The sequence below is a fragment of the Carnobacterium sp. genome, assembly GCF_045617425.1.
In the GTDB taxonomy this organism is placed as follows: Bacteria; Bacillota; Bacilli; order Lactobacillales; family Carnobacteriaceae; genus Carnobacterium_B.
Genome location: NZ_JAZLIO010000009.1, coordinates 505,566 through 529,607, shown reverse-complemented (window position 1 = coordinate 529,607; position 24,042 = coordinate 505,566). Strand labels below are relative to the sequence as shown.

Here is a 24,042-nt window from a genome sequence, read left to right as displayed (position 1 = left end):
GCCTCCAGAGTTTTAACTGGAGGCCTTTTTTATAAGAGTAACAAAAAGTGACTATATAATATAATAGAAAGAAAAAGAGGGGAATTATGAAAAAAAATAAATTAAGAACTCTTACATGGTTGGTAGTACTGCTAGTTGGGTTGGGCTTGATATTTAATGCTCCTATAAAAAATTGGATGATCTCGATGAGATCAGACGCATTAGCAATTGAGTCTATGGATACAAGTGACATTGACAAAAACCAGCAAAAAAAGGCCTCTTTTGATTTTGAAGAAGTACGATTGTTAGATTTAAAAACGGTAGCTTTAGCTCGTTTTAATAGTGATCAAATTAATGTGATTGGTGGAATCAGTATACCGAGTGTCAATCTAAACCTGCCCATTGGCAAAGGAACTTCTGAATATACATTAGCTTTAACTGCAGGAACAATGAAAGAGAATCAAGTGATGGGAAAAGGGAATTATACGCTGGCCGGACACCATATGAATCGGTCAGATTTATTGTTTAGTCCATTATATGAAGTGGAAATGGGAGCTGTAGTTTATCTAACTGATTTAAACACGATTTATGAATATGAAATAACAGAACAGCGAACAATCGAAGCTACAGAAATAGAGGTGCTAGCGGATAGTCCTGATGAGACGGTCTTGACATTGATTACTTGTGACGATGATGGGATAACAAGATTGCTGACTGTAGCAAAATTTGTAAAAGGAATTCCGGTTGAAGAAGCCACCTCTGAGATGTTAAAAGCTTTTGATCTTAAAGTAAACAATCGGTGATGTAAGAACTTTTTTTGATTTTTGATGTAAACAAGAGTATAGTATACAAAGTAAAAACACAACGCGTAAGTCAGAGGGCTTTCCTCTGTTACGCGTTGTGTTTATTCTGTTGCTTCGCACCACTTATGATTAAGTGATAGAGGCGTTGTAAATTTGTTTGATGGATTCCTTTAATAAGGCATTATATTCTTCGTCTGACTGACTAGCACTTAACCCCTCAGATAAAGCTCTTGAAAAACTAGCGATCAATCCATGGTTGTGTGCTAAAGCTTCATCAGCTTTTTCACGTGTATAACCACCTGAAAGAGCGACTACTCGCACAACTCTAGGATGTTCAATCAATTCTTTGTAAAAATTATCAATTGTAGGAATAGAGAGTTTTAACATGACATTATCTGATTCGCTTAAGTTATCAAGTTGAGACAGAATCTCATTCTTTAAAAGAGCCTCAGACTTCTCTTTGTCTTTGCTGTTAATATCCACTTCTGGTTCAATGATTGGAACAAGACCTGCTGCAATGATTTGTTTGCCGACTTCGAATTGTTGGTCAACAACTTTTTTAATAGCTTCAGGGTTGGCTTCTCTAATTAATGAACGCATTTTTGTTCCAAAAATATGACGTTCATTAGCTCTCTGCAACAATTCTTCTAAGTTAGGGTTAGGTTTCATTAACTGGACACCGTCAGTTTCTTCTGCTAAACCTTTATCGACTTTTAAGAAAGGGACTACGCCTTTCTTCTCCCATAAATAATCGGCTGTATAAAGGTCTTCTACTTTGCGATCCATTGTTTGTTCAAATAAAATAGCACCTAAGATTGAATCAGAATTAAAAGCTGGAGAAGTCATTAGACGAGTTCGCATGTCATGGACTAAATCAAACATCTCAGTTTCATTTGAATATGCGTCAGGTGCAATGCCGTAAAGTTCTAAAGCTTTTGGAGTACTTCCGCCACTTTGGTCCAATGCTGCTATAAATCCTTGTCCGTTTTTCATTCGTTCGAATTGTTCTTTTTCCATAATTTCAGCTCCTTAGATTAGTTTTAAGAACAGTAAATAGGAAAGCCCAACCCAATTATATGGGTAGTGAACCTTTCACTATTTAGTATAGCACTACAGGATTTAAATTGAAAAAATAAGCTATTTTAGAGCACTTTTCCTTTAAATAATCAATTAATAAAGAAAGTATAGCTTACAAAAATTGAATAAAGGGGAAATAGTAATGATTCAAGAAGAAAATCAAAATATGTCATTTGGGCATGTTATATCTATATTAGGAGTTATTTTGATGGGGTCATTTGTGACTATACTAAATCAAACTCTTATGAGTACGGCGTTACCAAGTATTATGAAAGAATTTTCGATTACAACGACACAAGGCCAGTGGTTAACAACCGCCTATATGTTGATTAATGGGATTATGGTACCTATTACGGCATATCTGGTAAATCGATTTACAACACGTCAATTGTATCTCTTTTCGATGATTATTTTTTCAATCGGAACACTTGTTGCTGCTACTTCTAGCATTTATAGTGTATTGATTGTTGGAAGAATGATTCAAGCAATTGGAGCAGGGATTATTTTGCCATTACAAATGATTGTGGTATTGTACCTTTTTCCGATTGAAAAAAGGGGATCAGCAATGGGATTGATTGGTTTAGCGATGAACTTCGCTCCAGCTATAGGACCAACATTCTCAGGGTGGGTAGTGCAAAATTACCACTGGAATATGTTGTTCTACTTTATCTTACCATTCGCTATTTTAGATGTTGTAGTTGCCTTCTTCGTCTTGAAAAATGTTGGTGAAGTAGGTCGCCCTAAATTAGATTTAATCAGTGTCATCTATTCAACATTAGGTTTTGGCGGTCTATTATTCGGTCTTAGCAATGCATCTTCACATGATTTCATGAGTATTAATGTAGCCTTACCTTTATTTGTTGGGATTATAGCTTTAATTTTACTGGTTAACCGATGTAATCATTCAAAAGAGCCTTTATTAAACTTTGGTATTTTTAAATACAGAGGATACCGATTAAACATTATTATTTCATTCGTATTGACTGCAGGAATGTATGGAGCTATAATTTTATTGCCAATTTACTTTCAAACGATACGCGGAATGACACCGATGGAATCAGGAATGATTCTTTTGCCAGGTTCACTCGTTATGGCTGTTATGAGTCCAATAACTGGTAGAATGTTTGATAAATATGGTTCTAAAAAATTAGCTATGAGTGGGTTAATGTTGGTAACAGTTGGAACTTTTGTTATTGGTTTAATAAATATTAATACACCTATCTATATTATTGTAATACTGCAAATGGTTCGTACGTTAGGTTTTGCATTAACGTTGATGCCTATTCAAACAGCAGCCTTCAATGCTGTCCCTCTAGAGTTAGCTTCGCATGCTGCAGCAATGTTTAATACTCAACGCCAATTAGCCGGATCAATGGGAACAGCTTTGTTTGTTGTTGTGATGATGCTTGTTTCTCAAAATAAACTAGCAGAACATGTTACAGGACAACTAGCTGATTTAGCTGGTTTTCAAATGGTCTTTAAATTAGTTGGACTACTATCATTAGTAGCTTTCATTATGACATTGTTTATCAAGGAAAAACCGTATTTACCTAAAGGGAAATTAGTTGAAAACAATTAGATGAAAAAGTGTAAGAATCATTAGGATTCTTACACTTTTTTTAATGGGTAAGTAACGTTTTTTTTGATTGGATAACTTTAAAGTTATCTAATGTGCTAGGTTGAATAGGTGAGTACTTGTTGAAATATTCTGCAATAAGTTCAGTCATATCAACGGTTACTTCTCTAATAATTTTATCAGCACTAAACATATCATAATTTCCGCCACCAACTGCACGATATTGATTGATAACAACTTCTAATCGATCGTCTTTTTGAATCAATTTGCCATTGTAACTAAGGTGGCGAATACGACTGCCAAGTGGAAGTGAAACGTCAATGGTATAATCGACTCCAGCATACATATCGTAGTTGTATTGTTGAGCTTTAGGGTAGAGAAAAGCTGGACTGATCTCAAGTTGCCCGTTTGTCGAAGGACTAAAATAGCTGGCTGATTTTTCTAAGGCACGTTTTAAGTCATTTCCGGTTACTTTTACGACTGCCAGCGTATTCGGGTAAATGTAGTTCGTAACGATATCTCGCATGGTTACAGTTGGACCAAACCCTTTGCTATCATTTGTGAAAAGAGCTGTACCAGAAATGGTGGTTCCGGTTGCTTCCATTTGAACTTTATGAATAAAATCAATATAAGGATGACCGGTTAAACGAACTTGAAAAGGATCCTGTATCCACATGTCACCCTCTAGGTCTCCAATTTTTTGATCTAACCAATCTTCAATCTCATTTTGAAAACTATTGTATTTTTCTGTCATAGTGGGACTAGGTAGAGTATCTTTAGCAGAGATAAGTTCAGCTTTCTTAGAAAGAATAGCGAACTTTCCATCTTCTTTTTCAATGGTTAAAGAAACTTTTCCAATATTGTGTCCTTTGTCTCCAGGCTGTACGATAGCAACTGAAGAATTTAAAGCGGCTATTTCGCGGTGTTGGTGTCCTGTTAGCAGAACATCGATCCCTGGAATTCTTTTTAAAAGTTCGGACCCTTCGTTTTCACCTGTTAAAGCTTCTGTAGGTTCACCAGTTGTTAAGTCTTTTTCAAAACCACCATGATAACTGACAATGACGACATCTGCCAATTCTTGTAATTTCGGGACGTATTCTTGGGCACATGTAACAGCTGACTGAAAGGATAATCCAGTAATAGAGGAAGGTTGTTCCCAATTTGGAATGTACTGAGTTGTCAGTCCAAGTACAGCTACCGTTAATTTGTCAAACGTGAATAATTCATAGGGTTTACCAAATGCCGGCTTGCCTTGATCGTTTAAAATATTAGCACATAAGATAGGATGATCAAGTGTCTCTATAGCATCAGCCAAGTATTTTTTTCCATAATTAAATTCATGATTGCCTAATACACCTGCATCAAAACCGATGTCATTAAGAATCGATGTATAATGTGCAGGATGTTTCGTTTGTTTGGCCGTGTAGTAAGTTAAAGGGGAGCCTTGTAAGAAATCCCCATTATCAATTACCAATACAGGATCCGTTTCTTTGGCTCTTATGTCTTTGATGATGGAGCCGATTTTCAATAATCCAAATGGCAAATCTTGATTTCTTTGTTTATAATCGGTTGGGTAGATGTACCCATGGATATCGCTTGTGGATAGAATAGTTAATTTCATAAAAAGACTCCTTTAAAATTCATTGGTTAATCTTTAACGAGGTTTGCTCTCATCTTGTTGGAAAAGAACTGCACTAGTAAAATTAAGAAAATCAAACCAATCAGTATAGATTCGACTTCATTCCAGCGGTAAGAATTCATTACAAATATCAATGGAGCACCTAAAAAAGCTCCAAAAATGGTTCCTAAAAAGGCAATACAAATGGTTTCAAATAAAAGATAAAGTATACCACTAGTGGTCAATCCGAATAATAAAGTTAAATCTGGATTTAAAAGACCTTTGGAAATATTTGATGCGATTGTCAATCAACTATCATTTTGGCTTTGTACTTTAATAGAAGAAACAGACAAAATTAAAGCAATTAAAAAAAAAATTTGCTTTAATTTAATTATAAAATACGAAGTTTAAATACAAATTGATTATTTGTATTGTTTTTGTAAATTTCATGTTGGTTAAGCAAGAATCAAAGTAATCAACGACTGGTGCAGAAAAATTTGAGAATCATAAATGGGTCATACAAGAAGAAATTGAAGAAACAGAAGACGACGCTATTGCAAATCAGCAAAATAAGTCAATAAAAGTGTAAATCAAGCAAATAGCAGGATATAAGTCCCATTGTTGGAATCTATCCTGCTATTTTTATTGGACTAGTTTAAAATAAACAAAGTGATGATTCTTAGTCGCGTGGGAAATTTCCCAGGAAATGAAAAAAGTACCTATTAAGGAATGTCGATTTTTTTGAAGGATAGAGGATTGAACAAAAAAAGAGGTGATGGTATAGTTTGTATATGGAAACGATTTCATAAAAGAATAAGGAGATGAAAAGAAAATGATGCAAAAACTACAGCGGTTTGGCGGTGCGATGTTTACTCCAGTTTTATTGTTTGCTTTCTCAGGTATTATCTTAGCCATTGCTATTATGCTTCAAAATACATTAATTGTTGGAGACATTGCAACTGCGGGGACAATGTGGGCGAACTTTTGGTCAATTGTTGAATCAGGTGGTTGGACTGTATTCAATCAGATGGAATTACTATTTATTATTGGTCTACCTCTTGGGTTAGCAAAAAAAGCTAGTGGAAGAGCAGCATTAGAATCAGTTGTTGTTTATATGACATTTAACAATTTTGTTGGAAAAATTCTTGAACTGATGGGTCCAACCTTTGGTGTAGATTTTGCACAAGAAGCTGGCGGAGACAGCGGAATAAAAATGATTGCTGGTATTAAAACATTAGATACCAACTTAATCGGTGCTATTTTAATTGCTGCAATTGTTGTTTGGTTACATAATCGTTTCTTTGAAACTAAACTACCAGATTTTTTAGGTATTTTCCAAGGGTCTTCATTAGTTGTGATGATAGGATTTTTCCTAATGCTTCCGCTAGCATTTTTAACAGCTTGGGGCTGGCCCATCATTCAGGGATTGATTGGTTCAATGCAAGGTTTCTTAGCTTCTTCAGGTACATTAGGTGTTTGGCTATATGTATTCTTGGAAAGACTTTTGATACCAACTGGAATGCATCATTTCATTTATCAACCATTCATTTATGGTCCAGCAGTTGTAGAAGGCGGGATTACAGCTTATTGGCTAAATAATTTAAGCGATTTTGCTTCATCAACGGTTCCGCTTAAAGAGGTATTCCCTGCTGGTGGATTTGGGTTACACAATGTTTCGAAAATATTTGCTCCTCTTGGTATAGCAGCAGCATTTTATGCAACAGCAGATCCAGCTAAAAAGAAAAAAACATTGGCTTTATTGATTCCGACAGCTTTAACAGCAGTTCTTGCTGGAATTACAGAGCCGTTTGAATTTACGTTCTTATTTATTGCACCACAATTGTTCTTAATACATGCTGCTTTAGCGGCTACTTTAGGAGCAACTGTTTATGCATTTGGTGTTGTAGGAGATGTAGGTAGTGGGTTGATTACGATGCTGACACAATTTATTATACCCATGTCAATCAATCATCTCGGTACAGTATTAACTTTGGTTGGAACTGGGCTAGCATTTAGTGTCATTTACTTCTTTGTATTCCGTTTTGCTATTTTAAAATTTGATATCAAAACGCCAGGTAGAGAATTAGAAGAAGAAGTTAAAATGTATTCCAAAAAAGACTACCGTGAAAGACAAGCAAATGGGAAAACAGTTCCAGCAAAAGGTGGAGCCTATGCAAGTAGTGCAGCTCATTATTTAGAAGGTCTTGGCGGTGCTGCCAACATTGGAGATGTAAATAATTGTGCTACAAGATTAAGAGTGTCCGTTAAAGATGAGAACTTGGTGAAAGAAGACGGCTTCTTTAAAGCAGCCGGTGCTCATGGAGTTGTTCGTAAAGGAAAAGCCTTCCAAATTATCGTTGGATTGGATGTGCCTCAAGTAAGAGATGCATTTGAAGATGAAATGAAAAGTACTGGAACTTTAGTAGATACTCAGAGCCAAGCAGAACCAACGATTTAAATAAAATAAACTTAAGGAGTAGATAAATATGACTTTAAAAAAACAATCAATTTTAGTAGCAGGTGGAGGAAGTACTTTTACACCAGGAATCATTATGATGCTATTAGAAAATTTAGAAATATTCCCGATTCGTCAAATCAAATTCTATGATAATGATGAGGAAAGACAAAAACAAATTGCAGATGCTGTAGAAATCGTATTACAAGAACGTGCACCAGAAATTGAGTTTTTAGCAACTACTGATCCAGAAACAGCTTTTACTGATATTGACTTTGTGATGGCACATATCCGAGTTGGGAAATATGCTATGCGTGAGCAAGATGAAAAAATCCCTTTAAAATATGGCGTAATTGGACAAGAAACATGTGGGCCAGGTGGGATCTCTTATGGGATGCGTTCAATTGGAGGCGTATTAGAATTAGTTGATTACATGGAACAATACTCGCCAGATGCTTGGATGTTAAACTATTCGAATCCAGCAGCAATCGTGGCAGAAGCAACTCGTAAGCTAAGACCAAATAGCAAAATTATCAATATTTGTGATATGCCGGTTGGAATCGAGCACCGTATGGCGGAAATATTAGGACTGAAAAGTCGTAAAGACATGACAGTTCGATATTACGGCTTGAATCACTTTGGGTGGTGGACAGATATTAGTGATAAAGATGGTAATGATTTGATGCCGGCAATCAAAAAACATGTTGCAGATCACGGATATGTTACTCCCGGTGAACTAGAAGGCATTCCAGGTGAAGATATTGAGCCAAGCTGGATGCACACATACGGTAAAGCAAAAGAAACCTTTGCTTTAGATCCAAATACTTTACCAAATACGTACTTGAAGTACTACTTGTTCCCACAAGATGAAGCTGAAAAATCAAATCCTAATTACACGCGTGCGAATGAAGTAATGGACAATCGTGAAAAACAAGTCTTTTCTGAATGCAACCGCATTTCAAATATTAAGACAGCGGAAGATGCAAAATTAGTAACTGATGACCATGCTTCATATATTGTCGATTTAGCAAGAGCGATTGCTTATAATACTCATGAAAGAATGTTATTGATCGTACCAAATGATGGTGCCATCTCTAACTTTGATCCGACAGCTATGGTAGAAATCCCGTGTATCGTTGGTTCAAATGGTCCAGAAAAAATCAATCAAGGAGAAATTCCACTTTTCCAAAAAGGAATGATGGAACAACAAGTAGCTGTTGAAAAATTAGTCGTTGAAGCTTGGGAAGAAGGTTCTTACCAAAAATTATGGCAAGCACTGACTGTATCTAAAATTGTACCTAATGCTCGTGTAGCACGAGAAATATTAGATGATTTGATTGTAGCTAATAAAGGGTTCTGGCCTGAACTAAGATAATCAGCTATGCTATAATAGTATATATAAAAACATGGAGAGATTGTATTCTTCATGTTTTTATACATTGCTAATAGCAGGGAGAGATTTACTTGGATTTAGAAGTACTCGTTAACCAGCATTTCCATGAACTAAATGAAAATGATTTACAAATCATATCATACGTTATGAAACATAAAAATAAATGCCAAACGATGCCGATTGTTGAATTGGCACAAAAAACCCTTACTTCAAAATCATCCATTGTAAGGTTGGCAAAGAAATTAGGATTCTCAGGATTTAGTGAATTTAAATACAGTTTAAAAAAAGATTCCGACCAAACACAAAGAAATGTGGCTCAAGTAAGCTTTAGTTCACTGCAAAGTGAAGATAATATAGCAACTGCAAAGTTATTTAATCAAACAGATGTAGTTCCTATCTTAAAAGAAATTTATTCTGCGAAACGCATTTTTTGTTATGGAACTGGTTGGGGACAAAGAGATGTTCTTTCGGATTTTAGACGGAACATGGTACCGTTAGAAAAGTTTTTAATTCTTCTATCCGCTCAAAGAGAGCTACAAATGGCTGCAGCATCGACTATTACAGAAGATGACTTATTGATTGTCTTATCTTTAAGCGGAGATATTCAAGAAGTAAAAGATGAAATGACCATGCTTAAATTGAAAGAAATTCCTATCTTATCTATTACTAGTCTAAGAAATAACAATTTAGCTTCTATGGCAACACACAATCTCTATTTCCAAGCTACGCCAATTGTTTTAAATGGCGAAGATATCTTTTCCTTCTTACCACTTTTTCAAGTTACCGACTCATTATTTAGAACTTATCTTGATTTTTATCAACAGAACGAGTTTGAAAGGCAGGATGAATAAATGAAGAACCCTTTATCTTTAGTACAAAATAAGGTTCAACCAACACTGTTTTTACGAGTTTACTTAATTTTAGCTCCAATTCTGTTTTTTATTTATTTTGCTGTAAATGCTGGATTAAGAGATGAAAGCTTTGCTGTATATTTAACAAGTCAGCCGATAAATTCAGTTATGTTGTTGATTGCTTTGCTTTCATTCTTCTGGTTTGCGGTATTGTCTACGGCACAAAATCAGTCAAGTGAAAAAATTTGGAAGCGAACGATGATTGCTTTTATGGCAAGTAATTTATTGACTGGAAACGTAGTAGCTATTATTCTTGGCTATATGTCTATAAAGCAAGGGATAGTGTTAAAAGAAAATAAAGAAGGTGCCGTCTCTAATCTTGCATTACTATTAACAGTAATCATTAGTATTTTAGCAGTGCTATCGTTATTCGTGTGTTTTGCGTTTATCCGAATTACCTTAACTTAAAAGAATAGTTGAGTAAAACCACTTTAAACAGTGGTTTTTTTATGGAACATTTTGGTTAAATGGTATAATAATTTGTAAATAGCCCTATCGGTTTCAAAAAGAGGAGGATATCCAATGATTTATACAATCACTTTAAACCCAACTATTGACCGTTTGTTACATCTTGATGGAGAATTGACCAAAGAAAAGAACAATCGCTTAGAGAGCATTGCTTATGATATAGGTGGCAAAGGACATCATGGTTCGTTTGCTATGAGTAAGTTGGGCGTCGAAAATCAAGCATTAGGTTTTTGTGGCACGACCAATAAAGGACAGTTAGATAAAATACTGGAACAAAAAAATATCAACCATGACTTTGTAGAAATTTATGGCAAACCAACAAGAGAAAGTTACGTAATCTTAGAAAAAGGAATCAGCGGCAGTATTCTGATTACTGAAAAAGGATACGACGTTTCTAGTTATGCTAAGTCTTTATTATTTGATAAAATTGAAGAAAAGGTGGAAGCGAAAGACACAGTTTTGATAGCGGGCTCTATGCCTCCGGGTTTTGAAATTAAAGATTTAGAAAAACTAATGAGGCTATTGAACAACATAGGCTGTTTTATTGCTTGTGATCTTTCAGGGGAAGCTTTAAAATCAGCTGTAAAATGTGGTGTCAATTTTATTAAGCCAAACAGATTTGAAATACAAGAATTATCCCAACATGGTCAGACGTTGGTGGAAACGGTAGAAGAACTAACAAAAACAATTGATTACGTTATCGTGTCTCAAGGTGGATCAGGTAGTCTCTGCGGCCATGCAGATGAATTGTATCAAATTAAACCTCCGTCTGTAGTTGTTAAAAATGATACAGGTGCTGGCGATTGTTTTGTCGGTTCATTTTTAGCTTCTTTAACGCAAAAAAAGTCTTTTGTTGATTCTTTAACGTTTGCTACAGCTTGTTCAGCTAGTAAAGTTCAATATAATGATAGTTCATCCTTTAGTGTTAAAGATGCTGAGAACTTACAAAGAAAAGTAGTCGTAGAAAAAATAGACTAACTAGGAGCATGTTCTTAACTTTACTCATTTAGAATGAACAGTTGACAATGAAATTGGAGATTGTTACAATAAGTCTACTTTAACTGTGTGAGCGCTCACCTTTAAAGAAAATTAAAAAATAACCTAAGAAGGAGGAAGCGAATATGAAAAAGATGATTTGTATGAACGTGTTGTGTTGTCCATGTTGTATGAACCACTCATGTTATCAGCAATCATCTTTTACTAGAGCTTCTTTCCTATTTAACTAATTAGAGTAGCTCTTTCAATAAGGACAAGACACATCTAAGCCTGCTTTTGGCATACTCAGGGCGTTTTTTCGTTAATTGTTAAGGTGATCCAACTGTGCATGAGTGTAATATTACTCATGCACTTTTTTTGTACTCTTTATTAACCGATTGGAGGAAAATAGATCATGTCAGGAAACACTAGAACGATGAAAAAGCCAAGCTTAATGTTGCAAGTTATCATTGGTGCTTTGGCAGGTATAATTGTCGGGTACTCCAGTAAAAGTGCAGGGCTGCAGTTAGAAGTACTCGGAACGATATTTATGAACTTGATTCAAATGATTATAGTGCCGCTTATTTTTCCAGTCATTATTTTAGCAATTGTTAATATTAGTGATTCTAAAAGTTTTGGAAAAGTAGCAGGTAAGTCTTTTATCTATTTCTTTTCTGTCACAACTGGCCTGATCATTTTGAGTGTTTTAGCGGGGAAATGGACTGGAATTGGCAGTAAATTCCAAACAGGTAGCATTTCAACTGAGTCACTTGATGGTATAGCAAGCGGGATTGAGTTTCAAAGCTTTTTCCTAAGCATCGTACCTAGCAATCTATTTCAAGCTTTCGCAGATGGTAATCTTTTGCCGATTATCTTTTTTGGTATTTTTCTAGGACTATCTTTAGTATCTATAGGTGAAAAAGGAAAACCAGTTATTGTATTTTTTGAATCATGGTCGCAAGCGATGTTTAAAATGGTAGATTATGCAATTTCTTTTGCTCCCATTGGTGTATTTGGATTTCTGGCATATGATATAGCCGCTTATGGAATCGGAAATTTACTTTCTTTAGGGCAATTCGTCTTATTTACGTATCTTGCGTTCATGGTTGTAGTCTTACTCGTTTTTCCAATCATTGCTTGGTTTTTCCATGTACCTTACTTCGCATTACTTAAAGAAATTAGTGATTTGGTCGTTCTTGTTTTTACGACAGGCAGCTCAAGTGTGGTATTGCCATCTCTTATTGATCGATTGAAGAAATTTGGCGTATCGCCGGCGGTTTCTTCTTTTGTAACACCGCTTGGTTATTCATTTAATTTAGATGGAGCATGTGTTTATATTAGCTTAGCAACAATGTTTATTGTGAACATGTATGATGTAACTTTAGGATTTGGAGAGATAGTCGCACTTGTTTTATTTTTAACCATTATTACTAAAGGCATTGCAGCCGTTCCTTCGGGAGCAGTAGTGGTATTATTAGCAGCAGCAACACAACTTGGCTTACCTGCTGAAGGAGTTGCACTGATGGTTTCAGTAGATTTCTTTATCAACATGGGCCGGTCAGCTGTTAACGTTGTTGGTAATGCATTAGCACCAGTCTTAATTGCTCAGTCAGAAACTGCATTTGAGTATGAGAAAAATGGGAATTTCACTAAAGAAGCTTTGGAATCTAAGAAATAACAAGGAAGACATAAAGATGAATGAGGAGAGAGTAAAATGAAAAAAATATATATTATTCATGAAAATAACGATTGGACAAGACATTTGACCGCACGCTTAGATGAAATCAATGCCCCTTATGAACTATGGGACTTATCTGATGGATTGATCGATATCCAAGAAGAACCCCCTGTAGGAATTTTCTATAATCGAATGAGTGCTTCTTCTCATACGCGTGGCCACCGTTACGCACCAGAATTAACGGATAATCTGTTAACATGGCTGGAGAGTCATAATGCAGTTGTGTTCAATGGAACAAAAGCTATTGAATTAGAAGTTAGTAAATTAAAACAACACTTAGCTTTGCAAAAATATGGTATTCAAACACCTGAGACATATGGGGCAGTTGGAAAAGAACACATCCTTAAAGCAGCGGAAAAGCTGAATAAATTTCCATTTATCATCAAGCACAACCGTGCTGGAAAAGGTTTGGGCGTTCGTTTATTGCAATCTATTGAAGAGCTAAAATCTTATGTGTCTAGTCCGGAATTTGAAGATTCAATTGATGGTATAAGTTTAATACAAGAATACATCAAGCCAGCTGATGGAACAATCGTCCGTTCAGAGTTTATTGGGGGGAAATTCTTTTATGCTGTAAAAGTCGATTCAAGCGATGGGTTTGAATTATGCCCAGCAGACAGCTGCCAAATTGGAGATGTGCCAGTAGCTAATAAATTTACAATTATTGATTCATTGCCAAGTGAACAAATTAAAAAGTATGAACACTTTCTTAAAGAACAAAATATTGATGTAGCAGCTATTGAATTTATTTTTGACGCTGACGGAGTAGCGCATGCATACGATGTAAATACAAACACCAATTACAATGCTGATGCTGAAAAAGTTGCAGAGAAGTTTGCTATGTTAGCATTAGCAAACTTCTTGAAATCAGAATTGGAAAAAGTAGTAAAACTAACTAGTTAAATATTTCTTAAACATATTCTACAACCTAAGACTGAATTTACTTCTATAGAGGCGGATTTATGTAAAGGTGAGAAAATTTTTGGTAGAATAGGCGAAAGGGAGATGATAAAATGTTAACGAAATTGAAATTAGGATTAGTTAGTGGAAGTGCTTTGCTATTATTAGCAGCATGTGGAGGAACAGACACTACGACTAATGATTCAGCGACCTCGACAACAGAATCATCGGCAACTAGTTCAATGGAAAGTTCAACAACTTCAGAAAGTAATTCGAATCCAAAGAACTTTGAAGGGGAAAGTTTTACAGTAACCTATGAACAAGCTATTGCTAGTTTCCAAGAAACGTATCCAGATTCATCAATTACTTCGATTGATTTTGATAAAGACTTTGGCGAGTATACTTTTGAAATCAATGGATTCAACGATGCTGAAGAAATTGAGTGGGAAGTAAGTGCTGAAACCGGAGATGAAACAAAGAATAGAACAGAAAAAAAGGATGCTGATTTTGACGACCAAGAACTTATGGTAGATGAGTTGATGGCAATCGATGAGTTGATTACTAAAGCTGAAGAAGAAGCTCTAAATGCAACACTTATGTCATGGAACATAGAAGCAGACGATGATACTAAAACACCAGTATTTACAGCAGAATTTGAAGAAAACGACAACGAGATAGATGTACAACTGAACGCTGAAACTGGAGAATTTTTATCTACGGATAACGACTAAAATAGACAAACTGCCAACCTTTTCTTTTGGGTTAGCAGTTTTTTTGTTATCCTATGTTTAATGGATATATTTTTTAGTAAATCGTTCATACATAAACGTTATCTAGGAGGAAGAAAAATGAATGCACCACTATTGACTATTAAACAATTAGGCTATGAAGCAGAAGGAAAAGTTATTTTAAAAGGTATTGATTTTTCTGTTGAAGAAGGAGAATTTGTGACGATTACTGGCCCGTCTGGAAGTGGGAAAAGTACACTATTAAAGATTGTTGCGTCCATGTTATCTCAAACTTCCGGAGAAATCCTTTATCAAAATAAACGAGTTGAAGATTATGAACCTACTAGTTATCGAAAGGAAGTGTCTTATTGTTTTCAAACAGCCACACTGTTTGAAAAAACAGTAGAAGATAATTTAGTCTTTCCCTATGAAATTAGAAATCAAACGTTTGATAAGCAAAAAGCGTTATCCGCTTTAAACGAAGTTGGTTTGGGAGAAGAGTATTTGGCTAAATCAGTGAATACTTTGTCAGGTGGAGAAAAACAAAGAGTGGCATTGATCCGCAATCTAATGTTTTTACCTAAAGTAATTTTATTAGATGAAGTAACCAGCGCCTTGGATTCAGAAAATCAAGAAATTGTTCGCAAATTGATTCATACACTCAACCATGAACAAGGTGTGACCGTATTATGGGTGACACATAATCCAGTGGAAGTTCAATTATCCAGTCGGATTATTCAACTTGTTAATGGTGAAATGGAGGTTTCTAAATGAATCTAGCTATTAATAACACGTCATTATTATTTGCCACAGCATTAGTTGGAATAGCACTCATGATTGTTTATAAAGAAAAGTTAGGATTGGGAAAAGATATACTTCTGAGCGTTTTTCGAGCTGTTATTCAACTATTTGCAGTTGGTTATTTATTAGGCTACGTTTTCAAATTAAACAATACTGTAGTAACATTAGCACTCGTTTTAGTCATTATTTTTAATGCTTCTTTTAATGCAGGAAAGAGGAGCAAAGGCTTATCCCATGCATTTAAAATCTCGTTTATTGCTATTTTTACTGCAACGAGTTTAACGTTACTGGTTTTAGTCGTGTCAGGTTCAGTGTTATTTATTCCTTCACAAGTGATTCCAATTTCAGGAATGATCGCCAGTAATTCGATGATTGCTATTGGTATCTGTTACCGAAATTTGAATGCAAAATTTACTGATCAACGACAACAAGTTTTAGAAAAATTAGCTTTAGGCGCAGATTTAAAGCAAGCTTCTCGTTCAATTGTGCGGGATAGCATTCGTGCAGGTATGTCGCCAACAATTGATTCAGCAAAAACGATTGGGATTGTCAGTCTGCCCGGAATGATGTCAGGCTTGATGTTTGCTGGAGTGGATCCTACACACGCGATTAAATACCAAATTATGGTGACTTTCATGTTATTATCTACTACAAGTATCGCATCCGTTAGTGCAAGTTATATGGCGTATAAGGAATTTTATACAGAACGAAAACAACTGAAAATGTAATGTGAACTGTCTGAATAAAAGTTTTATCTAAATAAATGAATAATAATAGATGATTTTTAAATCCAACTCATCTTTTCATGGAAGAGTGAGGTTGGATTCTAAATTCACTTCGACATGAAACTAACTTTGATGGAAAAGTGAGAATCAAATTTGGGGTCACTTATCTATGAAAAGTCGTTTCATGGATAAGTGAGACACTTTTTCAACGTCACTCTTCCGTTAAAGGGTATTTCACGGAAGAGTGGCGGTAGTACACATAAAAAGAACATCAAAAAGCCACGCCATCTATAAATATTAGATAGTGTGGCTTCTAAAATGTAGTTTTACCGTTCAATAGCTATTTTTCTAATAAAAATTGGACGGAAATTGCTTCAGGACCTGCATGTGTCATTACACTAGGACTAGCGTAAGAAACCATTGGTTCAACATGAGGAAAGGTTGTTTTTAAAAGCTCTAAAATCGTAGTTGAATAGTCGCTCATACCAATATGAGTAAAACCGATAGCAATAACTTTTTTGGGTGCATCATGAAGGGTATGACAGATTTCTTTATAACGCTTCACAATTGACTTCGTTCCACGTCCTTTAGAATCTGAATGCAGTTTTCCATCCGTCATTTCTAAAGTAGCTTTGATATTCATTAAAGAAGTAAATTTTCCCATAGTCTTACCAATGCGGCCACCTTTTATCATGTTCTCCAGGTTTGCAATACTGATATAAAGGATGGTTCTAGATTTTATATCTTCTAAATGATCAAGGACTTCTTCTATTGATGAAGCTTTTTCAGCAAATTCAGCTGCAGCTAGGACTTGAAAAGCCATACCGCGTGCGCAAAATTTAGAATCGATAACTGTTACATCTCCATCAGCTAACTTTGCGGCTTGATGCGCTGATTGAACTGTTCCACTTAAGGTTTCAGTTACATGAATAGATAAAACTTCACTTCCGTCAGCTGTTAAGGTATTGTAGGTATCTAAAAATTTCCCAACAGGGGGCTGAGAAGATTTAGGCAATGTAGACGATTGTTGCATTTTTTGTAAAAATTCTTTATTTGTTATTTCGATATCATCGTGATAAACAATTCCATCAATTGTAGAAGATAAAGGTACGATGGTGATACCGTAACGAGCAGTTTCTTCGTCGGTTAATTCGACGGTTGAATCGGTTACAATTTTTAATTTCATTAATAAGCTCCTTAAATAAGTTCTTGCTTTAGTATATAGGAAAATACTTAAGAAAAGTATAAATTATCGGTATATAGTGATTTTATGCAAACCTACATAAGTAAAAACAACCCTGTTCATCCTATAACATGAGTTGTTTTCGCTGAATTTCATTTAATTAGCCTTATTTTGTAGAATCAATAGATGCATATTTAAAACTTCGACTACCAAATACTGGGCGATAAATGTCTTTTACATAAGGCTTCTCAAGATAAGCTTCAGCTGTTTGGTAGACCGGAACATGAACATAATGTTCACCTAAAGCAACTTTTTCAATTTCGATTAGAGTGTTCCATCTTTCTAAGGCATCATCGTATTGTTGATTGCTTTGATCGATTAGTGCATCAATGTCTTCAAATGAATAATTTCCGCGATTAATATCTGTATCAAAACGTTCGATAAAATTAATAGGGTCTGCAAAATCAGCTAACCAATAAGAGGTCGCTATTTCATAGTTGCCAGACTTAATATTATCTAATCTAGAGTTATCTGGCATTTGACGGATCTCAATCGTTAAACCAGGCAAATTGTTTTGTAATTCGCTTTGAAGGAATTCTGCTAATTTCTTACTATCTTCAGAATCTGAAGTTGTTAATTCCAATGAAATACTCTCCGTACCCAATTCTTCTAAACCAGTTTCCCATGCTCCTTGAGCCGTTTCTACATTGTATTCCACGACATCTCCAGCATCTTCACGGAAATCAGTACCAGTTTCAGGGTTTTTTGCTAAACCATTTGGCACATGTCCAAATGTTGGCTGAGAACCATTTAAGAGAACATTATCGGTAAAACCTTGACGATTGATGGCGTAAGTTAACGCCTTACGAATATTTTCATTCGCTAATTCAGGAACGGCATGATTCACTTCAATATAGTTGATCCATGCTTTGCCATTCGTTTTGAAATCAGGATTTTCTGTATACTGAGCGACAAAATCACCAGATAAATTAATAGAATCTAATTCGCCAGATTCAAATAAGTTAAGTCCAGTTCCAACTTCTTTAACGACTTGATTATTGATTTCGTCTAATATAACCGTATCTTTGTCCCAATAGTCATCGTTTTTTAGATACTTCCAAGAATCTCCTGAAGCAGCATCCCAATCCGCTAGTGTAAAAGGACCATTATAAATAACATTTTCTGCAGTCAGCCCGTAGTTTTCACCTTGTTCCATTACAAAAGCTTCATTTTGTGGGAAGTAAGAGGGGATAGTCAAGACATCAAGAAAGTAAGGTACAGGTTTTTCTAATGTTACTTTTAACGTCTTATCATCAACAGCTTCTACTCCTAGTTCATCGACAGGTGTTTCACCGTTTAAAATTGCTTCAGCATTGTTAACGATTCCCGAAAATAAATAAGCATATCCAGAACCATTTTCGGGATTTACCATTCTTTTCCATGCAAAAACAAAATCATCAGCTGTTACAGGTGTTCCATTTGACCAATTAGCATCTTCACGAAGATTGAAAATATAGGTTAACCCATCTTCAGATACTTCAGGCATAGCAGTTGCATTTCCAGGTACTAAATTCCCCTCTAAATCGTAAGTAATCAACCCTTCAAAGACATTGTTCATAGGTGTAAAATTGGTAGTGGATATCGTGGTATCCATCGTATCCATTTCTGAATCAGCAGCTAAATTTAGGATTTGCTGTTCTTCATCAGTATTTTCTGTATTTTCTTGTCCAGTATTTCCACATGCACTTAACACTGCGAGGGAAGCAAGTGTTAAAAAACTAAATTCTTTAACCGTTCTTCTCATATGTCACACTCTTTTCTTTAAAAGTATAGAATTGTTTTCTATACCAATTTGTTTTTTTCTTTTATTGTATCATGTAAAGTCTTTTTTTGAGTAACGATTACAACTAGTTAATGAATCATTCATTAGACTAAATGAAAAAAATTAAAAGCATTATCTTTGGAAGCGTTTCTTTTATTTGATATGATATAAGAAATACAAGCAGAAACGAAAGGTGTGGAAGTAGATGAAAAAAATACAAGCAGCTTATCCTACAATTGAAGAAACAACTGCAAAAGTTGAACAATTGTTACAAGAAGGCTACAGGTCAGATAATATTACTGTAGTGGCAAAAAAAGAAAAAATCGAAGCGATAAAAAGTCAAACTATAGCTGAGGTTGAATCGGTTACCACTGTAGAAGAATCACCCTCTGTATGGGAAAAAGTTAAACAAGTTTTTTCAAATGAAGAAGACAGTCCACTTGGAAAATATCACTTTAGTAAAAAACAAACGGAAGACTACACAAAGGCTATTAAAAATGGGGAATATGTAGTGATTATTGATGATTATACAGATTATGCGGATGAGGATAGAAAAAAACAGGTTATTCCTATTGTACCGACTGGAAACAATACGGCTTCAGGATTTGGATCAATTCCTATTATTCCTGGTGTTGGTGTGAATCCTGGAGCAGCAAAAGAGGACCCAGAAAAGGATAATCTTGATGACTCCACTCTACCACCAAGATAACCAGTATCCATCACTAGATGTTCAATTTTTTAACTACCTAATGGAGTTACACAAATTGTGTGACTCTTTTGGCGTTCTATAAAAGGGAGGAAATCAAATGCTTTTTGTTATTGATATGCAAAATGATTTTGTAGATGAAGAAAAAGGAATTCTTTCAGTTACAAACGCTGAAACATTAGTACCAAAAATAATTAAAGAAATACAAGAACAAGAAAAAAAAGGGGAACCTGTTTATTATACGTTAAATCAGCATGAATTAGAGGATGATGATCGATCAGATGAAGAAAAACAATGGGGGTTGGAGTTATTTGGTCCGCTAAAAGAAGTCTTGAAAAAACATAAAGCTATTAAGAAAAAATTCCATTCTATTTCTCCTGAGAATGCAGCAGAATTAAGAAGCCAATATGAAGATGATCCCGATAGAATCATTGAATTTATTGGTGTAGAAACAAATGTGTGTGTGTTATCAAATGCAATTATGCTGCATAATTCTTTTCCGCTTGCTACCATAAAAGTGATTAAAGACTTATGTGCAGGTTCTACTGAAAAATTGCATAATGAAGCTTTAGATGTGTTGGAAAGTTTGAAAATCGAAATCCATTAATTGTAACAATTTCAGATTTGATGTAGAAAAAAATGCATATAACAGTTAACTAGCAGTTCACTTTGTTGGGACACTGATTAGGTATGTGGTAATCTTTCCTAGTAACCAAGATGGATGTGATTTATGTTAAAGGAGAGTAGGATATCTAGTGTTAGTTAAGTTCAGAAATAGCCAAAATAAAATGGCTTTAGGTTTACTATCACTGATGTTAAAAGAGCATGACGCTAAACAACTCCAACAATTGATGCAACTCTATGAACAGAACCCTGATATGGAAATGTATTTTTGGAAAGAAGAAGAAAAATACATTGGAATAATCGGTATTGAAGTCCAAGAAAAAGAATTTATTATTAAGCATTTAGCAGTTTTACCGTCCTTCAGAGGAGAAGGAATTGGTAGAGCAATGGTAAGCGAAATACAAAAAAAATATAGTGATCTTACTATGAATGCGACTGAAGAAACAGAAGCTTTTGTTCAATCTCTTTATTGATAAATTCATAAGAAATACAAGTTGTTATTTTTGATTTTAAGAATAGAATAACGTAAAGTTATATTAAACAAAGCAACACATTTGGTATTTTATCTTGTACTCGTCTTAGCAGACAAAATAAAAAAAGAAGGAGTGATAGAAATATGAAACATGTAAAAGCTTTAGTAATAAAAGCCATTATGATTTGGGCTATTTTATGGATCGTATTGACTGGTATATATGATGTTAGTTTTATGGATTCTACTATTGTAGGGGTTATCATTGTAGTCATGATTTATATTTTAGGAGACTTGGTTATTTTAAGAAAAATTGGGAATGTTGCAGCTACAATTGCAGATTCTGGAGCAGCAGCAGTTATCTTATGGATTTACCTTACTTCTATGGACTACACAGCAGATTTATGGATGAAAGTACTGATTCCTGCTATTTTAATTGGCGGAGGAGAATGGTTCTTCCATAAATGGTTATTAAAACAAGATATTGTACCAGATGAAAGAAAAATGAAATAAAGATAGCACTCATATTAGAAGGTTTAGGATGAAAGATATCCTAAACCTTCTTTTTATATAGTTAAATAAGTGTTATAGCAGTTTTTGAAAAGGAAGCAGTTCATTTTTCCTAATAAAGTTATAAAGTAGAAAAAATAGTTTGGCTTGACAATCCTAATCGAATAACTCATGCTAAATAAAAAGAATGTGCAGTGTGAAAGGGAAAACCATGAATCTATTCGTTCGATTGATACTAAAGGTAGTATCTTCACCAAAAATCAATATGCAAGAAGACTATATCTGGGTAAGGAAAGCACAACAACTATTCTCAAAAAAGCCTAAAAAAGGCTATCGAATATTGGATAAGAAAATTTATTCAGAGGATCAATCACATGATATTCCAGTTCGCATATTTTACCCAAAGGAACCATTAAATGAAGATGTTTTAGTTTTTTTTCATGGAGGAGGCTGGGTAATAGGCGACATTGATACCTACACGAGTGCTTGTATCAATATGGCTGATTTAACAGGAAGAGTCGTGTATTCAGTTGATTATCGTCTAGCACCCGAATTTCCGTACCCATCAGGTTTGGAAGATTGTTACCAAGTGGCAGAAACCTTAATGACTCAACTGGAATTAAGCGGTTTATTAGATGCGTCACAAATTACGTTGATTGGAGATTCAGCCGGCGGAAATTTGGTTGCAGCTGTTTCTTTATTATTAAGAGATAAAGGAAAACAAATTCCGACTAAACAAATATTACTGTATCCCGTAACTTATTGGAACCATTCCAAAAGTTCACCTTTTAAATCGATTCGTACTAACGGATATGAATATGGATTAACTTCAAAAAAAGTTCAGGAATATATGGAAATGTACGAGCCTAATAAAGCTAACCGTAAAAATCCTTATATTGCACCACTGATGGCAAAAGATTTAACCCATCAACCTAAAACATTGATTATAACGGCTGAATTTGATCCTTTACGTGACGAAGGAGAAATGTATGGTATAGCTTTAAAGGAAGCTGGAAATGAGGTAGTGATACAACGTATTGGAGGTGCTGTGCATGGATTTATTACCTATCCTAAAATTGCAGCTCCGGTGACAGCCACTTATCAAGCAATAAATGAATTTTTGAACTGATTTAAAGGGATTTTATCCAAATGAAAGGAGGAGAATAATGAAAAGATCCAAAAGAAAAACATGGGTCCGCTTAGATAATGCGTCCAATATTTTTCTTGCAGCAATGACTGATTTTGATACAAAAGTTTTTCGTTTAAGTGCAGCTATGGAAGATTCAATAGACCCAGAACTTTTGCAGCAAGCTCTGGATAAAACATTTGAATCTTATCTGCTGTACCATAGTGTACTGCGTAGAGGAGTATTTTGGTATTACTTAGAAGAAAGTGATCTTAAACCACAAGTAATGTTAGACGAACAACCACCTTGTGCTCAATTGTATCACTATGATCGCAAAGAATTGTTATTTCGAGTGATTTATTATCAAAATCGAATTCATTTGGAAGTTTTTCACGCTTTATCAGATGGAACAGGAGCATTGTGGTTTTTTGAAGATTTGCTAAGTGAATATGTTCTCCTTCGGTATGCTCAGCCATCTACTCAATTAAATGAAGAAAATTCTCTTTCCAGGCATCCAATCGAACAGATGGATACAGATAGTTTTATTCATTATTTTCGTCATAAGGGGCAACGCAGTTATACTGAAGCGACTCAATCTGCCATCCGAAAATTAACAGGAGCCAGCAAGACGGTTGGGAAATTTGCATTGCGTTATGGGAAAAAAGCTATTCAATATGAAACAGCACCCGAACAAGAAAATGCGAAGAAAAAGAAAGTTTATCAAGTGAAAGGTAAGCGAACTATTGATAATCGAACGCATGTTATCGAATTGGACATGCCAGTTCAACCTGTTTTGGCATTAGCACATGAACAACAGGCTTCTCTTACGATTTATTTAACGGCATTATTTATGGAAGCCATTCGAAAAACAGATCCAGCTGTACAAAATGGAATGACCATAGCGGTATCAGTTCCAGTTAATCTAAGACAATTTTACTATTCAAATTCAGCACGAAATTTTTTCAGTACTACGCGGTTGGAATACACATATGATCCAGCAGAGGAAACAACGCTAGCTATCATTTGTAAAACACTTAAAGAACAACTTCAACAGCAGCTTAGTCCAGATAGCTTAGAAAAACGATTGAACAACTTGATAGCCTATGAATTTAACCCAGTCACACGTGTAATCATTCGTCCTATTAAGGATATCGTTTTAAAAGCAATCAATTATTTTAACAATCGTGGATTGACATTTGCTATGTCTAACTTAGGCAAGGTGCATCTATCTCAAGGAATTGATGAAAAGGTTCAACAATTTTATTTTCAAACATCTGCTGTTAGACCTCAGTTTTGTGTCATTAGTCACCATGATCATTTATCGATCTGTTTAAATTCACCATTTGTTGAAACCACCATTTCTAAACAATTTGTTAGAGATCTAACGGCTCTTGGAATACCAGTAACCCTATCTGCCAATAAGATAAACGAAATTACTAGTGAGGAGTGAAAATT

23 protein-coding genes are annotated in these 24,042 nt (G+C 35.0%); 18 read left to right on the top strand and 5 right to left on the bottom strand.

Annotated features, from left to right (window positions below; genetic code table 11):
- Nucleotides 1–86: 86 nt before the first annotated feature.
- Complete coding sequence (locus ACKI3H_RS05815; protein ID WP_407371329.1) at nucleotides 87–782, top strand: class A sortase; 696 nt, start codon at nucleotides 87–89, stop codon at nucleotides 780–782.
- Between the two features lie 129 nt (nucleotides 783–911).
- Here the strand turns inward: ACKI3H_RS05815 and ACKI3H_RS05810 are convergent, their stop codons facing one another.
- The gene (locus tag ACKI3H_RS05810) at nucleotides 912–1,799 is read right to left on the bottom strand and encodes a fructose bisphosphate aldolase (RefSeq protein ID WP_407371328.1); all 888 of its coding nucleotides are present in this window, start codon (nucleotides 1,797–1,799) and stop codon (nucleotides 912–914) included.
- Nucleotides 1,800–2,001: 202 nt separating this feature from the next.
- Here ACKI3H_RS05810 and ACKI3H_RS05805 point away from each other — a divergent pair, with 202 nt between their 5' ends.
- The gene (locus tag ACKI3H_RS05805; protein WP_407371327.1) at nucleotides 2,002–3,438 is read left to right on the top strand and encodes an MDR family MFS transporter; all 1,437 of its coding nucleotides are present in this window, start codon (nucleotides 2,002–2,004) and stop codon (nucleotides 3,436–3,438) included.
- Nucleotides 3,439–3,478: 40 nt separating this feature from the next.
- Here ACKI3H_RS05805 and ACKI3H_RS05800 read toward each other — a convergent pair whose 3' ends face one another.
- Entirely contained in the window at nucleotides 3,479–5,056 is a 1,578-nt protein-coding gene (locus ACKI3H_RS05800) for a bifunctional metallophosphatase/5'-nucleotidase (RefSeq protein WP_407371326.1), read from the bottom strand.
- A gap of 26 nt (nucleotides 5,057–5,082) precedes the next feature.
- Nucleotides 5,083–5,361: a hypothetical protein gene (locus tag ACKI3H_RS05795; RefSeq protein WP_407371325.1), complete on the bottom strand. Its 279-nt coding sequence runs from the start codon at nucleotides 5,359–5,361 to the stop codon at nucleotides 5,083–5,085.
- Between the two features lie 524 nt (nucleotides 5,362–5,885).
- On the opposite strand from ACKI3H_RS05795, the gene ACKI3H_RS05790 reads away from it, so the two are divergent.
- The 10 genes from ACKI3H_RS05790 to ACKI3H_RS05745 all read left to right on the top strand — a co-directional run bounded on the left by ACKI3H_RS05790 (nucleotide 5,886) and on the right by ACKI3H_RS05745 (nucleotide 16,150).
- Nucleotides 5,886–7,511, top strand: a complete 1,626-nt coding sequence (locus ACKI3H_RS05790) for an alpha-glucoside-specific PTS transporter subunit IIBC (protein WP_407371324.1) — start codon at nucleotides 5,886–5,888, stop codon at nucleotides 7,509–7,511.
- Between the two features lie 28 nt (nucleotides 7,512–7,539).
- A complete protein-coding gene (locus ACKI3H_RS05785) occupies nucleotides 7,540–8,883 on the top strand; it encodes a 6-phospho-alpha-glucosidase (RefSeq protein WP_407371323.1) in 1,344 nt (447 codons plus the stop codon).
- 89 nt (nucleotides 8,884–8,972) lie between these two features.
- On the top strand, nucleotides 8,973–9,752 hold the full coding sequence (locus ACKI3H_RS05780; RefSeq protein WP_407371322.1) for a MurR/RpiR family transcriptional regulator: 780 nt from the start codon (nucleotides 8,973–8,975) through the stop codon (nucleotides 9,750–9,752).
- Nucleotides 9,753–10,220: a hypothetical protein gene (locus tag ACKI3H_RS05775; protein ID WP_407371321.1), complete on the top strand. Its 468-nt coding sequence runs from the start codon at nucleotides 9,753–9,755 to the stop codon at nucleotides 10,218–10,220.
- A gap of 114 nt (nucleotides 10,221–10,334) precedes the next feature.
- Nucleotides 10,335–11,258, top strand: coding sequence for a 1-phosphofructokinase family hexose kinase (locus ACKI3H_RS05770; RefSeq protein ID WP_407371320.1), 924 nt, complete (start codon nucleotides 10,335–10,337; stop codon nucleotides 11,256–11,258).
- A 412-nt stretch (nucleotides 11,259–11,670) separates the two neighbouring features.
- Nucleotides 11,671–12,933 (top strand): dicarboxylate/amino acid:cation symporter, encoded by a 1,263-nt coding sequence (locus tag ACKI3H_RS05765; RefSeq protein ID WP_407371319.1) that lies wholly within the window; start codon nucleotides 11,671–11,673, stop codon nucleotides 12,931–12,933.
- A 36-nt stretch (nucleotides 12,934–12,969) separates the two neighbouring features.
- On the top strand, nucleotides 12,970–13,896 hold the full coding sequence (locus ACKI3H_RS05760) for a RimK family alpha-L-glutamate ligase (protein WP_407371318.1): 927 nt from the start codon (nucleotides 12,970–12,972) through the stop codon (nucleotides 13,894–13,896).
- Between the two features lie 110 nt (nucleotides 13,897–14,006).
- Nucleotides 14,007–14,624 carry a PepSY domain-containing protein gene (locus tag ACKI3H_RS05755; protein WP_407371317.1) on the top strand — a complete coding sequence of 206 codons (618 nt, stop codon included), beginning with the start codon at nucleotides 14,007–14,009 and terminating at the stop codon, nucleotides 14,622–14,624.
- 117 nt (nucleotides 14,625–14,741) lie between these two features.
- Nucleotides 14,742–15,395 (top strand): ATP-binding cassette domain-containing protein, encoded by a 654-nt coding sequence (locus tag ACKI3H_RS05750; RefSeq protein ID WP_407371316.1) that lies wholly within the window; start codon nucleotides 14,742–14,744, stop codon nucleotides 15,393–15,395.
- Nucleotides 15,392–16,150 carry an ABC transporter permease gene (locus tag ACKI3H_RS05745; protein ID WP_407371315.1) on the top strand — a complete coding sequence of 253 codons (759 nt, stop codon included), beginning with the start codon at nucleotides 15,392–15,394 and terminating at the stop codon, nucleotides 16,148–16,150. The genes ACKI3H_RS05750 and ACKI3H_RS05745 overlap by 4 nt, the downstream gene beginning before the upstream one ends.
- Nucleotides 16,151–16,487: 337 nt before the next feature.
- Here ACKI3H_RS05745 and ACKI3H_RS05740 read toward each other — a convergent pair whose 3' ends face one another.
- Both ACKI3H_RS05740 and ACKI3H_RS05735 read right to left on the bottom strand, forming a co-directional pair.
- On the bottom strand, nucleotides 16,488–17,333 hold the full coding sequence (locus ACKI3H_RS05740; RefSeq protein WP_407371314.1) for a DegV family protein: 846 nt from the start codon (nucleotides 17,331–17,333) through the stop codon (nucleotides 16,488–16,490).
- A 163-nt stretch (nucleotides 17,334–17,496) separates the two neighbouring features.
- Nucleotides 17,497–19,134 (bottom strand): peptide ABC transporter substrate-binding protein, encoded by a 1,638-nt coding sequence (locus ACKI3H_RS05735; protein ID WP_407371313.1) that lies wholly within the window; start codon nucleotides 19,132–19,134, stop codon nucleotides 17,497–17,499.
- Between the two features lie 223 nt (nucleotides 19,135–19,357).
- Between ACKI3H_RS05735 and ACKI3H_RS05730 the strand changes: the two genes are divergently transcribed.
- The 6 genes from ACKI3H_RS05730 (at nucleotide 19,358) to ACKI3H_RS05705 (ending at nucleotide 24,037) form a co-directional block, all read left to right on the top strand.
- Nucleotides 19,358–19,861 (top strand): general stress protein, encoded by a 504-nt coding sequence (locus tag ACKI3H_RS05730; protein ID WP_407371312.1) that lies wholly within the window; start codon nucleotides 19,358–19,360, stop codon nucleotides 19,859–19,861.
- Nucleotides 19,862–19,958: 97 nt separating this feature from the next.
- Nucleotides 19,959–20,465: a cysteine hydrolase family protein gene (locus tag ACKI3H_RS05725; RefSeq protein WP_407371311.1), complete on the top strand. Its 507-nt coding sequence runs from the start codon at nucleotides 19,959–19,961 to the stop codon at nucleotides 20,463–20,465.
- Nucleotides 20,466–20,613: 148 nt separating this feature from the next.
- Nucleotides 20,614–20,955 (top strand): GNAT family N-acetyltransferase, encoded by a 342-nt coding sequence (locus tag ACKI3H_RS05720; RefSeq protein ID WP_407371310.1) that lies wholly within the window; start codon nucleotides 20,614–20,616, stop codon nucleotides 20,953–20,955.
- Nucleotides 20,956–21,098: 143 nt separating this feature from the next.
- Nucleotides 21,099–21,464, top strand: a complete 366-nt coding sequence (locus ACKI3H_RS05715; protein ID WP_407371309.1) for a DUF2512 family protein — start codon at nucleotides 21,099–21,101, stop codon at nucleotides 21,462–21,464.
- 208 nt (nucleotides 21,465–21,672) lie between these two features.
- Complete coding sequence (locus ACKI3H_RS05710; protein ID WP_407371308.1) at nucleotides 21,673–22,590, top strand: alpha/beta hydrolase; 918 nt, start codon at nucleotides 21,673–21,675, stop codon at nucleotides 22,588–22,590.
- A 37-nt stretch (nucleotides 22,591–22,627) separates the two neighbouring features.
- Entirely contained in the window at nucleotides 22,628–24,037 is a 1,410-nt protein-coding gene (locus ACKI3H_RS05705) for an alcohol acetyltransferase (RefSeq protein WP_407371307.1), read from the top strand.
- Nucleotides 24,038–24,042 lie beyond the last annotated feature (5 nt).

Bases quoted from the DNA above. Each gene is read 5' to 3' on its own strand.
- ACKI3H_RS05815 (WP_407371329.1), top strand. From the start codon at position 87: ATGAAAAAAAATAAATTAAGAACTCTTACATGGTTGGTAGTACTGCTA.
- ACKI3H_RS05810 (WP_407371328.1), bottom strand. From the start codon at position 1,799: ATGGAAAAAGAACAATTCGAACGAATGAAAAACGGACAAGGATTTATA.
- ACKI3H_RS05805 (WP_407371327.1), top strand. From the start codon at position 2,002: ATGATTCAAGAAGAAAATCAAAATATGTCATTTGGGCATGTTATATCT.
- ACKI3H_RS05800 (WP_407371326.1), bottom strand. From the start codon at position 5,056: ATGAAATTAACTATTCTATCCACAAGCGATATCCATGGGTACATCTAC.
- ACKI3H_RS05790 (WP_407371324.1), top strand. From the start codon at position 5,886: ATGATGCAAAAACTACAGCGGTTTGGCGGTGCGATGTTTACTCCAGTT.
- ACKI3H_RS05785 (WP_407371323.1), top strand. From the start codon at position 7,540: ATGACTTTAAAAAAACAATCAATTTTAGTAGCAGGTGGAGGAAGTACT.
- ACKI3H_RS05775 (WP_407371321.1), top strand. From the start codon at position 9,753: ATGAAGAACCCTTTATCTTTAGTACAAAATAAGGTTCAACCAACACTG.
- ACKI3H_RS05770 (WP_407371320.1), top strand. From the start codon at position 10,335: ATGATTTATACAATCACTTTAAACCCAACTATTGACCGTTTGTTACAT.
- ACKI3H_RS05765 (WP_407371319.1), top strand. From the start codon at position 11,671: ATGTCAGGAAACACTAGAACGATGAAAAAGCCAAGCTTAATGTTGCAA.
- ACKI3H_RS05760 (WP_407371318.1), top strand. From the start codon at position 12,970: ATGAAAAAAATATATATTATTCATGAAAATAACGATTGGACAAGACAT.
- ACKI3H_RS05755 (WP_407371317.1), top strand. From the start codon at position 14,007: ATGTTAACGAAATTGAAATTAGGATTAGTTAGTGGAAGTGCTTTGCTA.
- ACKI3H_RS05750 (WP_407371316.1), top strand. From the start codon at position 14,742: ATGAATGCACCACTATTGACTATTAAACAATTAGGCTATGAAGCAGAA.
- ACKI3H_RS05745 (WP_407371315.1), top strand. From the start codon at position 15,392: ATGAATCTAGCTATTAATAACACGTCATTATTATTTGCCACAGCATTA.
- ACKI3H_RS05740 (WP_407371314.1), bottom strand. From the start codon at position 17,333: ATGAAATTAAAAATTGTAACCGATTCAACCGTCGAATTAACCGACGAA.
- ACKI3H_RS05735 (WP_407371313.1), bottom strand. From the start codon at position 19,134: ATGAGAAGAACGGTTAAAGAATTTAGTTTTTTAACACTTGCTTCCCTC.
- ACKI3H_RS05730 (WP_407371312.1), top strand. From the start codon at position 19,358: ATGAAAAAAATACAAGCAGCTTATCCTACAATTGAAGAAACAACTGCA.
- ACKI3H_RS05725 (WP_407371311.1), top strand. From the start codon at position 19,959: ATGCTTTTTGTTATTGATATGCAAAATGATTTTGTAGATGAAGAAAAA.
- ACKI3H_RS05715 (WP_407371309.1), top strand. From the start codon at position 21,099: ATGAAACATGTAAAAGCTTTAGTAATAAAAGCCATTATGATTTGGGCT.
- ACKI3H_RS05710 (WP_407371308.1), top strand. From the start codon at position 21,673: ATGAATCTATTCGTTCGATTGATACTAAAGGTAGTATCTTCACCAAAA.
- ACKI3H_RS05705 (WP_407371307.1), top strand. From the start codon at position 22,628: ATGAAAAGATCCAAAAGAAAAACATGGGTCCGCTTAGATAATGCGTCC.